Origin of the sequence: Sphingobium sp. B7D2B (assembly GCF_025961895.1) — a bacterium.
Lineage (GTDB): Bacteria > Pseudomonadota > Alphaproteobacteria > Sphingomonadales > Sphingomonadaceae > Sphingobium.
This window is the reverse complement of sequence record NZ_JAOQOM010000001.1, coordinates 389,055-402,411: the sequence shown is the minus strand read 5'-3', so window position 1 is coordinate 402,411 and position 13,357 is coordinate 389,055. Positions and strand designations below refer to the sequence as shown.

The window sequence follows — 13,357 nt, the reverse complement described above, 5'->3', positions numbered from 1 at the left end:
GCACCCCAGCCCCTCTTTAACGAGGAGGGGCTAAGATGGATCAGTGCCTGCCGCGCATCCGCTGAACGAGGTGCACCACCGCCGCCACCACCGCGCCGACCAGAAAGCCGAACAGCGCCGCCAGCATCGCGCTGATCGTCCAGACGATCGCCGGCGCGTGGCTCACCGCTTCGGCAATGGCGTGTTGGCCATGGGGCAGCGCCGCCAGCGGCGTGCCTTCCAGCCCGTGCAGAATGATCCCGCCGCCGACCCACAGCATCGCCACCATGCCGATCGATTCGAGCAGGCTCAGCACGCCCGGCATCATCCGCACCAGCCCGCGACCGACCCGCTGGACCAAGGGGCCACCGGTCTTGGCCAGATGCAGACCGATATCGTCGAGCTTCACGATCAACCCGACCACGCCATAGACGCCCACGGTGACGAGCAGGCCGACGACGGCGAGGACCAGCGCCTGCGTGAGCAGCGGGCGGCTTGCCACGTCCGCCAGGGCAATCGCCATGATTTCGGCGGAGAGGATGAGGTCGGTGCGGATCGCGCCTGAGACTTTCGCCTTTTCCAGCGCCTTGGCGTCGCCATCGGCGGGGACCATGTCCTCTTCCTGCGCATGGCCGCCCCGCAGCATCTCGATGATCTTCTCGGCCCCCTCGAAGGCGAGGAAGGTGCCGCCGACCATCAGCAGTGGCGTGATCGCTTGCGGTAGGAACGCGCTGAGCAGGAGCGCGAGCGGCAAAAGGATGAGGAGCTTGTTGCGGATGGACCCGAGCGCGATGCGCCAGATCATCGGCAGCTCGCGTTGCGGCGAAAAGCCGGTGACGTAGGTCGGCGTCACGGCGGCATCGTCGACGACCACGCCGGCTGTCTTCACGCTCGCCCGGCCGGCAGCGGCCGTCACATCGTCGACGGATGCCGCGGCAAGGCGGGCGATGGCGGCGACGTCGTCAAGCAGGGCGGCGAGGCCGGAGGCCATAAGGGATGCTCCTCGTCAGGATATTGCAGCCACCCTGCCTGATTTCCCGGCGGGCGGAAAGATCGGGCAACAGGTCAGGCAGCAGGCTCGGGCGGCAACGACCAGTCGATCGCCCCCCGCCCCTGCGCGGTGAGAAACGCATTGGCCCGCGAGAAGTGCCGGCAGCCGAAAAATCCATTATGGGCCGAGAGCGGCGAGGGATGCGGCGCCTTCAGCACCAGATGCCGCCCCCCGGCGCTCACATCCTGCACGAACGCCGCTTTCTTCTGGGCGTATGCCCCCCAGAGCAGGAAGGCGACGGGCTTGTCCTGCGCGGCGACGGCAGCGATCACCGCATCCGTGAACCGCTCCCAGCCCTGATTGGCATGGGCGCCGGCCTGCCCCATCTCGACGGTGAGCACGCTGTTGAGCAGCAGCACGCCCTGCTCCGCCCAATGGACGAGGTGACCATGGCCGGGCGGGGTAAAGTCCACATCCGTCCGCAGTTCCTTGAAGATGTTGACGAGGCTCGGCGGCGGCCGCACGCCCGGCTTCACCGAGAAGCACAGGCCATGCGCCTGCCCCGGCCCATGATAGGGATCCTGCCCGAGGATCACCACCCGGACATCCGGCAGGGGCGTGAGGGCGAGCGCGTTGAACCAGTCGCTGCCGCGCGGGAAGATTTGCGCCCCCGCCGCCTTGCGGGCCTGAAGAAAGGCCTTGAGCTGCGCCATGGAGGGCGCGGCGAACGCATCGGCCAGTGCCACCCGCCAGCTTTCATCGAGCGAGGCAGGGATGGAGGGCGGGGTTATGGCGGTGTCGGCATCGGCAGTCATCCGCCCGGCTTAGAGCATTTGCGGCGCCCGGCAAATCGGTCCGCATACCCACGAACGGCAGACAGCCCCTGCCGGTTGACACGCAAGGCGATGAAACGCATGGGATTTTCATGCGGATATGCATCAGGCATTTTTCCATCCGCCATCATGCGGGGCAGCTTCTCGCGGGCATCTAGCCCCGGGACCCGGTGCCGTGCGCGCCGGGCTCGGGGCCCTTTCGCCGAACCGCGGTGCGACGTTCCAGACGCGCACGCCCCCCGCCGGAAAGTCCGCATGATGCCACGCCACTCCATCACATTCCGCCACCCTTCCGGGGCCTGACCAGAGCACGACCACCGGCCTTCGCCGCGCGCTGAGTCCTGCTCGGCCCGGCAATGTTCGGTCGCTTCGTCTCTGCCTGCCCCACGCGCCCCCTGTCGGCGCCGTCCAGCCCCGGCCATCAAATTTAAGTCCAGAGAAGAAAGACCAAACATTGCTGAGAATTGACGATAAGCTTCGCCCAGTCCTGCATGACGTCATCCGCCGCAATGGCGGTGAGCCGGAATTTCATCAGGCAGTGACGGAGGTGCTGGAAAGCCTCGGCCGCGTCGTCGCGAAACGGCCCCATTATCTGGACAATGCCCTGATCGAGCGGCTGTGCGAGCCAGAGCGGCAGATCATCTTCCGCGTGCCGTGGGTGGACGATAATGGCCAGGTGCAGATCAACCGCGGCTTTCGCGTCCAGTTCAACTCGGCACTCGGGCCGTACAAGGGCGGCATCCGCTTCCATCCCTCGGTCAATGTCGGCATCATCAAGTTTCTCGGCTTCGAGCAGACCTTCAAAAATGCCCTCACCGGCATGCCGATCGGCGGCGGCAAGGGCGGATCGGACTTCAACCCCCGCGGGCGCTCGCAGGGCGAGATCATGCGCTTCTGCCAGTCGTTCATGACTGAGTTGTTCCGGCATCTGGGCGAATATACCGACGTGCCGGCCGGGGATATCGGCGTGGGCGGGCGCGAGGTCGGCTATATGTTCGGCCAGTATAAGCGGCTCACCAACCGCTATGAGGCTGGCGTGCTGACCGGCAAGGCGCTGTTCCATGGCGGCTCGCGCGCCCGCACGGAGGCCACCGGCTATGGCGCGACCTATTTCGTCCAGCGGATGCTGGCGACCCGCAAGCAGAGCTTCGATGGCAAGCGCGTGACCGTGTCCGGCTCGGGCAATGTCGCCATCTACACCATGGAAAAGGTCATCGAGTTCGGCGGCATCATCGCGGCCTGCTCGGACTCGAACGGCTATGTGATGGACGAGGACGGCATCGACCTCGAACTGGTCAAGGAAGTGAAGCTCGTCCGCCGCGACCGGATCAGCGACTATGTGCGCCTCAAGGGCGGCAAGAGTCACTATGTCGAGGGCGGCTCGGTCTGGGACGTGCCCTGCGACATCGCCATGCCGTCCGCCACCCAGAACGAGCTGACCGGCAACGACGCCAAGACGCTGCTCAAAAATGGCGTCATCGCGGTGGGCGAAGGCGCCAACATGCCCTCCACCCCGGATGCGGTGCGGCTGTTCCAGGAAGCCGGCATCCTCTTTGCGCCCGGCAAGGCCGCCAACGCCGGCGGCGTCGCCACCTCCGCGCTGGAAATGCAGCAAAACGCCTCGCGCGACAGCTGGTCCTTCGAGAAGACGGAAAGCCGCCTCGCCTCGATCATGCACGACATCCACGACCGCTGCGCGGAAACCGCCGAGGAATATGGCGCCCCCGCCGATTATGTGCTGGGCGCCAACATCGCCGGCTTCGTCCGCGTGGCCGAGGCGATGGACGCGCTTGGGGTAATCTGACGCGGTGACGGAGGCTGCCGGCGAGACGGTGGCCTCCGGATGCGAATCAACTGGCCGGGACGATCTGGAAAATCTCGCCGTCAAAATCGATGATGAAGACGTTTCCGAGGGAATCCTTGCCGAAGGCGACGGGCTGATCAATCGTGCCCACGTCCGGCACAAAATCGGCATTGCGGTTCTCGAAACCCGTCCCGTCCAGCAACGGCCCGTTCCGCAGCCGGTCGAACGGGACCGACCAGAGATTGCCGCTGACGAAATCGGCGAACAGATAATGACCATTGAGCGCGGGAATCGACTGCCGATAGACCACGCCGCCGATCACTGACCGGCCCTGAAACAGCCCCGTCCCGTGGCCATATTGCAATTTGGGCGCGGTCAGACTGACGTTCGACGGGACCGCGCCCTTATAGGGGAGCGTGCCTTCCAGATAGGGCCAGCCGAGATTGTACGGCCCCTCTGCAATCGGCAGCACATTGATCTCCTCGCGCTGATCCTGACCGACATCGCCGATGATGATGGTCGAATCCTCAAGAGCGCCACGGAAGGGATTGCGCAGGCCCGAGGCAAAGACGGTGGCAGGCGACCAAAACTGAACTGAGGCACCGCCATAGGGGTCCGGGCTGCGCGCCACGCGCATGATCTTCCCGAGGCTCGAAGCGTTGTTCTGGGCGTTGTTATTGGGATCCCCCGCTCCGCCACCATCGCCGAGGCCGACATATAGCACGCCGGCGGGACTATCTCCGCCGGGGCCAAAATCGACCCAGCCGCCATTGTGATTGCTGAAATTGGGATGGGGGGCTGAAAAGACCGCGCTTCCCGCCGAGAATGTGCCATCGGATTGAGCGGCATGGCTGGTAAGCCAAATGGTGCCGACTGAGTCGGTCCAGAGTAGCAAGAGCGCGTGCGGATCGCTCGCATTGCCGAGACCGCTCCGCCCCACCGCCATGCCGATGAGGCCACGTTCGCCATCGGTCGAGAGATTGGAAAGGGTCAACGCCAGCGTGCGCGAGCCGTTCGTGGTGTCCAGCCGGTAGACGCGTCCGCCACGCTCGGCGACGTAGACAAGGGCGGAACTGACCGGGCTGCGATACAGCGCAATGGGCTGACTGAAGCCCTGCGCGACGCGGCGGACGGCTATGCCCTCCCGATCATTGGTAAGGGTGATCCGGACATCCTGCTGGGCGCTCGTGCGCCCGTCACTGGCGCTGAGCGCCACCTCATACACATTGTCGCCATTGGCATCGCCCGGCGCGTCGAAGTTGGGCGGCGTGCGAAAGGCCAGATCTCCGGTGACGTTGATCGAGAACAGCGCTGCATCGGCACCGCCGGCGATGCTGATCGTGACGGGATCATTGTCCGGATCGCTGGCGCGGGCGGCATAAGCAGCCGTGACGTTCTCGACGACCGAGACGGCGGCGGACGACGTGAAAGCGGGCGCGCGATTGGATGACGGTGTGGGGGTTGGCGTCGGCGTGGGCGTTGCGGAGTCATCGCCACCGCATCCGGCCAGCGCGAGGATCATGCACGACAGGATAACTGATCGCATCACTCGCTCCCGCCTGTTCCTTCAGATGCGAGGAGATCGGCAATATGGCGCTAAGTCAAGGACAAGGCGGTGAAATGTGAGCCGGCGCGGGCGTGAAGATGCTGGGGAATGCGTGGACACAACAAAGGCCGCCGGAACACCGGCGGCCTTCGCATGTCTGATCCGATCAGCGCTGGTTCTGGCGTTGACCGCCGCCCTGCTGGTTCTGATCGTCCTGTCCGCCCTGCTGGCGACCGGACTTGTCCGTGTTGGACTGGTCCTGCTGGCCGCCTTGGCCGGGCTGGCGCTGCTGATCGTTCTGCTGGTTCTGGTTTGCCATGGTCCATCCTCTCTTTTCGCCCTCGATGGGCATGGGAGAGAAACGGATGGAAGAGCGGCCGGTGCCCCGCTTTGCGACGAATGCCGGAAAAGCGGACGAGTTGAAAGGAGCGTCGGACGGGCCGGGTAGGCCGTCAGCCGATCTGCTTCCAGGCCGACGCGATTTCCGCGATGAAGCCGTGAGCGCTCTCCATCAGGCTGGGATCATTGGCGACGGTCGCCTCCAGCGTCCGGCGGCGCGTCTCGCGGTAGATGGTGGCGAGGCTGATGGCGATCTCCCCGCCCTGATCGAAATCGAGGCTCGTCTCCAGCGCATGTAGAATGGCGAGCGCGCGCGTCTGCCGGTCGAGGCATTTGTGGCGGTCGCCGGCCTTGAGCGCCAGCGCGGCAGTATCCAGCGCGAGCAGCAGCTCGTCGAACAGGATGCGCACGAGCTGGTGCGGCGTGGCGCCCTCGACCCGGCTGCCGCTATCCACCGCTGCATAATGGCGGAGCGCGGCCATCGGCCTCATCGGATGCGAACCCATGTACATACAGCATGTCCCTTATTTGGTGTGTCCAGCGTCTATGCCCGGACTGTTAGTCGTTGTTCTGGCTCCAGATCTTGACCTGCTGCTCAAGATAGGATTGCGTCGCCTGGAACTGCAGCAGGCGCGTCTGCATCTTCGAATAGGTCGCGGTGAGCTGGGTGCTGTAGGTGCTGCGCTGATCGTCCAGCTTTTCCAGCTCCTTCTCCAAGGCCGCTTTCTGCTTCCCGTAAATGGCTGCGGAACTGGCGAGCGGACCTTCGCTGCCGTTCACATAATCGGTAATATCCTTGAGCGCGCCGGCAATGCCCGGCTGCGTCGCGCTGGGCACGGCGGGATTGAGCATCTGGGTGACGCCTTCGGGGTCAGCCGCCAGCGCCGCTTCGAGCCGCTTGGTATCCAGCGTGAGCGTGCCGTTGCGTTCGGTGCGCACGCCCAGATCGCTCAGCGTGCGATAGGTGCCGCTGTCGGTCAGCGGTTGGGAGACCAGGCCGGCGAGACGACGCGACAGATCCCGCACGCCAAAGTCGCCCGAGAGCAGGCCGGCCGTATCGCCCTGCGCGACCGTCGCATCGTTGAGGGCGCCCTTGAGCTGATTATAGGCGGTGACGAACTCGCGAACGAGATCGCTCATGGTGCTGGTCGGCTGGTCCGTGGCGAGGGTGATCGTCTTGCCCGGCTCCGCCTTGTTGAGATCGATCTGGATGTTGGGGATGGCGGTGGTGATCTTGTTCGAGCCGAATTCCATATCGACATTGTCGATGCGGATCAGCGCATTCGCGGCGACCTGGCTCTGCGTCAGCGTCCCGGCGGCGCCATCCCAGACGAAGCGCTGGAGATTGGCATCCGCATCGGCCTCGGCAGTGAGCGTGAAGGCCTTGGCGGTGCCGGTCTCGCCCTTGAGCACGAGGCGCGCGCCGGACTGATCGGTGACGATCGAAGCCGTCACGCCGGCATTCGCGGCATTGATGGCCGAGGCAAGGTCAGCCAGCGTGCCGGTGCCGCCGACGGTGATCATCGTCTCGGTGCTGCCCACGGTGAGCTTGAGCGTGCCGGTGCCGGCGACGGCGGCGCTGTCGGCCAGCGCGGCGGACTGCAGCACCTGTCCGGCGGCAAGCTGGCGCACCTCAAGCTGCGCCGGCAGGCCCTTGGGCACGCCGCCCGGAATGAGCGAGACCGCCGCGATGGTCGGATCATTGGAGACCGGATTGCCACGATAGCCGGTGCCCTGCAGCAGGTCGGTCAGGGCCTTGGAGAAGGTCTCGAGCGAGCTTTTGGCGGAGGCCAGCGCCGACACGCGGGCGCTGGCGGTATCCAGGCGGGACTGGACGGCACTCTGGCGCGGCTGGAACGAGGCATTGGTGAGATCGGACACCATCTGGGTGATGTTGATCCCGGAGCCGATGCCCAGTGCGCTCGCAATATCCGTCGCCATATCCGTCGTCCTTTCAAGGCTTCAGAACGGCAGCGGCGCGCGCGGCTTTAGTGCCATGGGCAAAGAATCAGGGCAGGCGCATTCAGTCGTCGAACAGCGGCGCGCTTGGCGCCGGAACCCTCAGTGCGAGGCGGCTTCCACCATGAGCGAGGTGACCGATGCCTGCGCCGCCTGGGCCAGCCCGGCCTGCCGCGCCACCGCCTGCGCCACATTGGCGACGAAGGTGACCATCTGCTCGTCGGTCGGCGGCATGGGGAGCATGACGACGGGGCTCGGCATCAATGCGACGATGGCCCGGTCGGCCAGTTCGACGCTGGATTCAGCATTGCGCGCGGAAGGCTGGATATGCGCCAGCACATCGGCGATCTCAGCATGGATGCGGGCATAATCGGCAGCGGCGGCGGAGCGTTCGCGATCCCGCAGCAAGGCGGCGCGGGAGGTCTCGCCCTCCGCCCCGCCATGCATGGCGCGGGATTGGGAAACGGCAGGCACGGCCAAGGGGCTGCGCTCCGTTGCGCTGGTCGCCGGGGTGACAGCCCCGGCGCGGGGCAAGAACTCGTTCATGACACATTGCCTTCTAATGTGTCCCCATCAACAAAAGACGGACGAGTTCGGCTAAGCTTTAATTCACGATATTGCGCCCGTCCGCATCGAATCGCATCGCATCGGGCAGATCGATGTGCGGACGGTCCATCTCGGTCGCCATGGCGTGCTCGATCCGGTAGACGAAAGCCAGGATGGCAGCGACGGCCATGAACAGCCGCTCGTCCACTTCCTGCCCCGCGCGCGAGGTGAAGTAGATGGCGCGGGCAAGCTCGGGATATTGCAGCACCGGCCGGCCCTGATCGGCCGCGAGCGTGCGGATCGCCGCGGCGATTTCATCGGAACCGCGCGCCACCACGACAGGCGCGGCATCACGCCCCGGATGATAGCGCAGCGCGACGGCGAAGTGCGTCGGGTTGGTGAGCACCACCGTGGCCTCTTCCACCGCCTTGCGCACAGAGCCGTTAAGCGTCTCATATTGCCGCCGGCGGATCGCGCCCTTGAGCTCGGGCGAGCCTTCCGTCTCCTTGTGCTCCTGTTTCACTTCCTGCTTGCTCATGTTGAGCCGCTTCATGCGCTGGAAGATCTGCGCCGGCACGTCGATGCCCGCGATGAGGAACAGGGCCGCCGCGAGCGCGAGCGTGACGACCACGAAGATGTGGCCCATCTCGCTCATCGCCGGCATCACCCCGGTCTTGGCCATGCCGTGAATCGCATCGAACTGCCGCCACAGCAGCACGCCGCCGATGCTGCCGAGCAGCACCACCTTGGCGAGCGATTTGATCAGCTCGATGATGCCCTGCATGCCGAAGATGCGCTTGAGCCCGTTGATCGGGTTCATCCGCTCCGGCTTGGGCACGAGCGCGCCGGTGCGGAAGCCGAGCGAGCCAAGCACGGCAGGCGCGGCAATCGCCGCGACGACCGTTGCCAGCAGCACGCCGGCCAGCGGCAGCGCGATGATGGCGAGCAGATGATAGGCGCGCTGCTCCGGCGCGAAGCCCGCAATATCACCCTGATCGAACCGCAGGGCTTCGGCGAGCATCAGGCGGATGGCGTCGATCAACGCCGGCCCGGCGATCGCGAGCCAGCCGACGCCAGCCATCACCACCATGGCGGTGGAGAGTTCGCGGGACTGGAGAATGTCGCCCTTGCTGGCCGCGTCCGTCAGACGCTTGGCTGTTGGCTTCTCGGTCTTTTCGCCGCCGCCGGAGGCCTCCTGCGCCATGGTTCAGCCGCCCGCCAGCAAGCGGCTCATGTCGAGCCCTTGGCGCAAGGCGTCGCTGATCGCTTCCCCCATGACCGGCGCGGCGATGGCGAGCAGCACGAGGCCGGCGAGCAGCGTCGCCGGCAGGCCGACCGCGAAGAGATTGAGCGACGGCGCGGTGCGCGCGAGCATCCCCATGACAAGCTGGACGAGAATGAGCGTGAAGGTGACCGGCAGGGCGATGATGACGCCCGAGGCAAACATGGTGCCGCCGAACTGCGCGATGCTCTCGAACGCGCTCGCCGGCATGAGATTGCCCGGGGGGAGCGCCTTGTAGCTCATCACCACATATTGGATTAGCAGCAGATGCCCATCCATGGCGAGCAGCAGGAAGGTGGCAATGATCGAGAGAAAACGGCCGACGACCGGCGTCGGCTGGCCGGAGAGCGGATCGACCATGGAGGCAAAGCCGAGGCCCATGGCATTGGCGATCGTCTCGCCGGCGATGAACGCCGCCGAATAGCCGATCTGCAAGGCGAAGCCGAGACTGAGGCCGGCGATCACTTCCGCTGCCACGAGCGCGATGCCGGCGATGCTCGCCAGCCCTTGTTCGGGCAGCGCAAAGGGCGCGCTGTTGAGCGCGGCTATGCCGATCGCGAGGCTGAGGATGATGCGCAGCTGCACCGGCACGGCGGCGGCACCGAAGATCGGCGCGGCCAGCAGCGCGGCGCCGGGCCGGATCATCGCCAGCATCCACAGCCACAGTTGCGCCTCAAGGCCCGCAAATGCCGGTGCGATCATCTGAGCAGGTCCGGAATCCGCTCGAAGATCTCGCGCGTGAAATCGGCGATGAGCATCAGGATCGCCCCGCCGAACAGCGCCAGCGTCACCGCGACGATGATGAGCTTGGGCACGAAGGAAAGCGTCGCCTCGTTGATCGAGGTCGCGGCCTGGATCATGCCGATGATGACGCCCGCCAGCAGGGCCGGGATCAGGATCGGCCCGGTCGCGAGCGCGGCAACCCAGAGCGCCTGCTGGGCGAGGCCGACGAAGAAATCGCCATTTTCCATGATGCGTCCCTTTCCTGCCCGCTCAGGTCGCGAACGAGCCGGCGAGGGAGCCCATGGTCAGCGCCCAGCCATCCACCAGCACGAATAACAGCAGCTTGAACGGCATGGAGATGATGGTCGGCGAGAGCATCATCATACCGAGCGCCATCAGCGTGGAGGCGACAACGAGATCGATGATGAGGAAGGGCAGGAAGATCATGAAGCCGATCTGGAACGCGGTCTTCAACTCGCTGGTGATGAAGGCCGGCAGCATGATCGAGAAGGGAATCTCCTCGGGCGAGCGGAAGGCCGGCACGTTGGCGAGGTTCTGGAACAGAGCGAGGTCGTTCTGGCGCGTCTGCTTGGCCATGAAGCCATGGAGCACCTTGCCTGAGCGGCTCACCGCTTCCTCGATGCTGATCTGACCCTCACCATAAGGCGTGTAGGCGCTGGCGGTGATCTGGTCGATCGCCGGGCGCATCACGAACAGCGAGAGGAACAGCGCGAGGCCGACAAGCACCTGGTTCGGCGGCGTCTGCGCGAGGCCGAGCGCCTGACGGAGCAGCGACAGCACGATGATGATGCGCGTGAAGCTGGTCATCATCAGCACCAGCGACGGCAGCACCGTCAGCAGGCTCATGAGGACGAGGATCTGCAACGAGATGGAGAGCGGGCGGCCATCGCCCGAAACATCGTCGAGCGCGCGGGTCAGCCCGCCTGAGGCGGCGGCGGCACCTTGCGGCAGCGCACCGGTCGCCGGCGCCTGCACTTGCGGCGCGGACGCTGCGGCGGGTGCAGCCGGGGCAGTCTGCGCGAAGGCGGGCTGCGTGAGGCTCAGCGCGCCAAAGAGCAGAGCGCAAAGGAGGATCAGCAAACCCGTGCTCCTGCGCAGGCAGGAGCCCAGGGCGGCGAGGAACGGCGACTGCGCCCTGGGCTCCTGCCTGCGCAGGAGCATTTGGGTGGGCGCCAGAATAGGGTCAACCATGACGGGTTTCGCTCTCCGCGATCTTCTCGACCTTGCCGCGCGAAACGGAGAGCAGGAGGCGCTTGCCCTCGAACTCCACGACCGCGAGCTTGCCGAGCGTCCCCATGGGCAGCACATCGACCAGCTTGACCATCCGGTCGCGCTGGCCGGCGCCCAGCATGCCGGGCTGATATTTGCGCCACAGCCACAGCGCGCCATAAGCCATGCCGCCGACCAGCGGCAGCATGATGAGCAGCTTGAGGAAATACCAGGCGAGCGCGCTCATGCGCGGCGCTCGAGCCCGGCGAGGCGCGCCTCGGTGGAGGCGATCTCGACGATGCGCACGCCATAGCGGCCGTTCACCGTCACCACCTCGCCCCGGGCGACCAGCGTGCCGTTGACCATGATGTCCAGCAGATCGTCGGCCTGACGATCGAGCTGCACGACGCTGCCCTCGCCCAGATTCATGATCTCGGCCAGACGCAGCTGGGTGGCGCCGACCTCGACGGACATGCGGACGGGGATATCGGCCAGCAGGGCCATGTTGCGGCCCAGACCCATGTCCACCGGTGCGGCGGCCTCAGCCCGGAGTGTTTCGCTCATCTCGCTCATTATGTTGGTCCTCAGGCCAGTTTTTCGATCATGAAGGCGGCGCTGCCGTCCTGTTCGCCCACGGTGCCCTGCGCGAACACGCGGTCCCCGACGAGCAGCGGCAATTGCCGCGCGATGTGGATGGGGATGACGTCGCCAGGCTTCAGCGACATCAGCTCCGCCATTTTGAGATTGGGCCGCGCAAGCACCGTGCGGACGGGGAAGCGCACATCGTCCAGCCGGGTGGCGAGACGGGTCCGCCAGACCGGGTCGGCCGGCCGGGCCTCGTCCCCCGCCTTGGGCGATCCGACGATCTCCAGCCCGCCAAAGCCGGCCTTGGGATAAATGAACTCGATGATGCGCGGGCGATGATCGCCCATGTCGACCTCGAACCCCTGCACCACGATGGCCGTCTCGCCGGACATCAGCTGGGCATGGGCCGGATTGGTCTCGCGGTTGATGAGCACTGGTTCCAGTGGGGCGATCTCGGCCCAGCATTCGACCAGCGCCGCGATGATGCCATCGGCAAGCCGGGCACCGAGCCGGGTTTCCGTGGGCGTGAACTCGCGCTTGTCGCTGCTCGCGCGGTCGCCCTTGCCGCCATAGAAGCGATCGACCAGCAGCGAGACCAGCGGCGCGTCGATGCGCAGCACCACCGGCCCCTTGATGGGGTGCAGGCGATAGAGCGAGAGGCTGGCGAACTCCGGCGCGCTCGCATCCCACATCATGAACATGGTTTCTTCGAGCGGCAGCGCGGTGACCAGCGGACGCGCGCCCCCATAGGGCTCGATGATCGCGCGCAACCGGCGGCTCACCCGCTCGCCGAGTTTTTCCAGTCCGCTGATCGCGGCGACCGGCTCACTGGTCTGTCGCCCGAGCGCGAAAGGCTGCACGTCATTCATCGTTCATTGTCCCCGTCCGACCCCCGTCGGACACGGCGCTACTGAATAACGAAATTGGTAAAATAAACGTTATCAATGCCGCCGTAGCCCGTCTTTTCCTTCAAAACATCGTTAATAACAGTCAGAAGTTTCGCCTGGAGCTTCTCCTTGCCCTGCGGGGTTGAGAGGTCGAGCTCCTGCTCTTGAGCCATCATCATCAGGATGGCCGAGCGGATCGGCAGCTCATGCGCCTGCACCGCCTCGATCACGCGCTGGTCGTAATAGGTCGACACGGCGATCGAGACCTGCGCGAAGGAGTCACTGTCCGCGAGGTTGGAGGTGAACGGCGCCGGGATCTGGAAATAGGTCGCCTGATAGGCCGAGGCATTGGCCGGGCGGGGCAGATCCACGCCCTTGCCCTCGCGCTCCGGCGCGTGCTGCTCGGCGGCCTTGGCGGCCCAGGTCTTGGCGACCTCCTCGGGCTTCTCGCCGGTCAGCACCAGCTGCGGGCGAAAGGCATCTTCCGCCGGCCCGCTTTCCTTGTGCATGGAGCCAGCGGCGAAGAACCCCGCCGCCGCGCCACCGCCACCCAGCAGCGCCACGGCGCCCAGGATGATGATTAGCTTCTTCTTGCCGCCGCCCTTTTTCTTGGCGGCGCCGGCGTCCGGTGCGTCACTCATCGATCGATCCCC

The 13,357-nt window shown here is 65.8% G+C and carries 16 protein-coding genes; 1 reads left to right on the top strand and 15 read right to left on the bottom strand.

Features of this window, described 5'->3' with window-relative positions:
* Positions 1-40: 40 nt before the first annotated feature.
* Together M2341_RS01855 and ung are read right to left on the bottom strand one after the other, a co-directional pair.
* Positions 41-970 (bottom strand): DUF808 domain-containing protein, encoded by a 930-nt coding sequence (locus tag M2341_RS01855; protein WP_264584007.1) that lies wholly within the window; start codon positions 968-970, stop codon positions 41-43.
* Positions 971-1,044: 74 nt separating this feature from the next.
* A complete protein-coding gene (gene ung / locus M2341_RS01850) occupies positions 1,045-1,785 on the bottom strand; it encodes a uracil-DNA glycosylase (protein ID WP_264584006.1) in 741 nt (246 codons plus the stop codon).
* A 472-nt stretch (positions 1,786-2,257) separates the two neighbouring features.
* On the opposite strand from ung, the gene gdhA reads away from it, so the two are divergent.
* Complete coding sequence (gene gdhA, locus M2341_RS01845) at positions 2,258-3,607, top strand: NADP-specific glutamate dehydrogenase (protein WP_264576881.1); 1,350 nt, start codon at positions 2,258-2,260, stop codon at positions 3,605-3,607.
* Between the two features lie 46 nt (positions 3,608-3,653).
* On the opposite strand, the gene M2341_RS01840 is transcribed toward gdhA, so the two are convergent.
* From M2341_RS01840 to fliL, 13 genes are all read right to left on the bottom strand, one after another.
* Positions 3,654-5,153: a PQQ-dependent sugar dehydrogenase gene (locus tag M2341_RS01840; RefSeq protein WP_264584005.1), complete on the bottom strand. Its 1,500-nt coding sequence runs from the start codon at positions 5,151-5,153 to the stop codon at positions 3,654-3,656.
* A gap of 166 nt (positions 5,154-5,319) precedes the next feature.
* Positions 5,320-5,472, bottom strand: coding sequence for a hypothetical protein (locus M2341_RS01835; protein WP_264571511.1), 153 nt, complete (start codon positions 5,470-5,472; stop codon positions 5,320-5,322).
* Positions 5,473-5,605: 133 nt separating this feature from the next.
* Positions 5,606-5,974, bottom strand: coding sequence for a flagellar export chaperone FliS (gene fliS, locus M2341_RS01830; RefSeq protein WP_264576883.1), 369 nt, complete (start codon positions 5,972-5,974; stop codon positions 5,606-5,608).
* Positions 5,975-6,050: 76 nt separating this feature from the next.
* A complete protein-coding gene (fliD, locus tag M2341_RS01825) occupies positions 6,051-7,433 on the bottom strand; it encodes a flagellar filament capping protein FliD (protein ID WP_264584004.1) in 1,383 nt (460 codons plus the stop codon).
* Positions 7,434-7,553: 120 nt separating this feature from the next.
* Positions 7,554-7,997: a hypothetical protein gene (locus M2341_RS01820; protein WP_264584003.1), complete on the bottom strand. Its 444-nt coding sequence runs from the start codon at positions 7,995-7,997 to the stop codon at positions 7,554-7,556.
* 58 nt (positions 7,998-8,055) lie between these two features.
* Entirely contained in the window at positions 8,056-9,201 is a 1,146-nt protein-coding gene (locus tag M2341_RS01815) for a flagellar biosynthesis protein FlhB (protein ID WP_264584002.1), read from the bottom strand.
* A gap of 3 nt (positions 9,202-9,204) precedes the next feature.
* A complete protein-coding gene (fliR, locus tag M2341_RS01810) occupies positions 9,205-9,981 on the bottom strand; it encodes a flagellar biosynthetic protein FliR (RefSeq protein ID WP_181560890.1) in 777 nt (258 codons plus the stop codon).
* The gene (fliQ, locus tag M2341_RS01805; protein WP_181560891.1) at positions 9,978-10,250 is read right to left on the bottom strand and encodes a flagellar biosynthesis protein FliQ; all 273 of its coding nucleotides are present in this window, start codon (positions 10,248-10,250) and stop codon (positions 9,978-9,980) included. Before fliQ ends, fliR begins: the two co-directional genes overlap by 4 nt.
* Before the next feature lie 22 nt (positions 10,251-10,272).
* Positions 10,273-11,184: a flagellar type III secretion system pore protein FliP gene (fliP, locus tag M2341_RS01800; RefSeq protein WP_413715681.1), complete on the bottom strand. Its 912-nt coding sequence runs from the start codon at positions 11,182-11,184 to the stop codon at positions 10,273-10,275.
* Positions 11,185-11,206: 22 nt separating this feature from the next.
* Positions 11,207-11,479, bottom strand: coding sequence for a flagellar biosynthetic protein FliO (locus M2341_RS01795; protein ID WP_181560893.1), 273 nt, complete (start codon positions 11,477-11,479; stop codon positions 11,207-11,209).
* The gene (fliN, locus tag M2341_RS01790; protein WP_181560894.1) at positions 11,476-11,805 is read right to left on the bottom strand and encodes a flagellar motor switch protein FliN; all 330 of its coding nucleotides are present in this window, start codon (positions 11,803-11,805) and stop codon (positions 11,476-11,478) included. The genes M2341_RS01795 and fliN overlap by 4 nt, the downstream gene beginning before the upstream one ends.
* An 11-nt stretch (positions 11,806-11,816) precedes the next feature.
* Complete coding sequence (locus M2341_RS01785; RefSeq protein WP_264584001.1) at positions 11,817-12,686, bottom strand: flagellar motor switch protein FliM; 870 nt, start codon at positions 12,684-12,686, stop codon at positions 11,817-11,819.
* Positions 12,687-12,724: 38 nt separating this feature from the next.
* Entirely contained in the window at positions 12,725-13,345 is a 621-nt protein-coding gene (fliL, locus tag M2341_RS01780) for a flagellar basal body-associated protein FliL (protein WP_264571515.1), read from the bottom strand.
* Positions 13,346-13,357: the final 12 nt, after the last annotated feature.

Excerpts from the sequence above, each read along its gene's own strand:
- fliP (WP_413715681.1), bottom strand. The coding sequence starts at position 11,184 with ATGCTCCTGCGCAGGCAGGAGCCCAGGGCGCAGTCGCCGTTCCTCGCC.
- M2341_RS01785 (WP_264584001.1), bottom strand. The coding sequence starts at position 12,686 with ATGAATGACGTGCAGCCTTTCGCGCTCGGGCGACAGACCAGTGAGCCG.
- M2341_RS01820 (WP_264584003.1), bottom strand. The coding sequence starts at position 7,997 with ATGAACGAGTTCTTGCCCCGCGCCGGGGCTGTCACCCCGGCGACCAGC.
- fliR (WP_181560890.1), bottom strand. The coding sequence starts at position 9,981 with ATGATCGCACCGGCATTTGCGGGCCTTGAGGCGCAACTGTGGCTGTGG.
- fliS (WP_264576883.1), bottom strand. The coding sequence starts at position 5,974 with ATGGCCGCGCTCCGCCATTATGCAGCGGTGGATAGCGGCAGCCGGGTC.
- M2341_RS01855 (WP_264584007.1), bottom strand. The coding sequence starts at position 970 with ATGGCCTCCGGCCTCGCCGCCCTGCTTGACGACGTCGCCGCCATCGCC.
- fliL (WP_264571515.1), bottom strand. The coding sequence starts at position 13,345 with ATGAGTGACGCACCGGACGCCGGCGCCGCCAAGAAAAAGGGCGGCGGC.
- ung (WP_264584006.1), bottom strand. The coding sequence starts at position 1,785 with ATGACTGCCGATGCCGACACCGCCATAACCCCGCCCTCCATCCCTGCC.
- fliN (WP_181560894.1), bottom strand. The coding sequence starts at position 11,805 with ATGAGCGAGATGAGCGAAACACTCCGGGCTGAGGCCGCCGCACCGGTG.
- M2341_RS01795 (WP_181560893.1), bottom strand. The coding sequence starts at position 11,479 with ATGAGCGCGCTCGCCTGGTATTTCCTCAAGCTGCTCATCATGCTGCCG.
- fliD (WP_264584004.1), bottom strand. The coding sequence starts at position 7,433 with ATGGCGACGGATATTGCGAGCGCACTGGGCATCGGCTCCGGGATCAAC.
- M2341_RS01840 (WP_264584005.1), bottom strand. The coding sequence starts at position 5,153 with ATGCGATCAGTTATCCTGTCGTGCATGATCCTCGCGCTGGCCGGATGC.
- fliQ (WP_181560891.1), bottom strand. The coding sequence starts at position 10,250 with ATGGAAAATGGCGATTTCTTCGTCGGCCTCGCCCAGCAGGCGCTCTGG.
- M2341_RS01835 (WP_264571511.1), bottom strand. The coding sequence starts at position 5,472 with ATGGCAAACCAGAACCAGCAGAACGATCAGCAGCGCCAGCCCGGCCAA.
- M2341_RS01815 (WP_264584002.1), bottom strand. The coding sequence starts at position 9,201 with ATGGCGCAGGAGGCCTCCGGCGGCGGCGAAAAGACCGAGAAGCCAACA.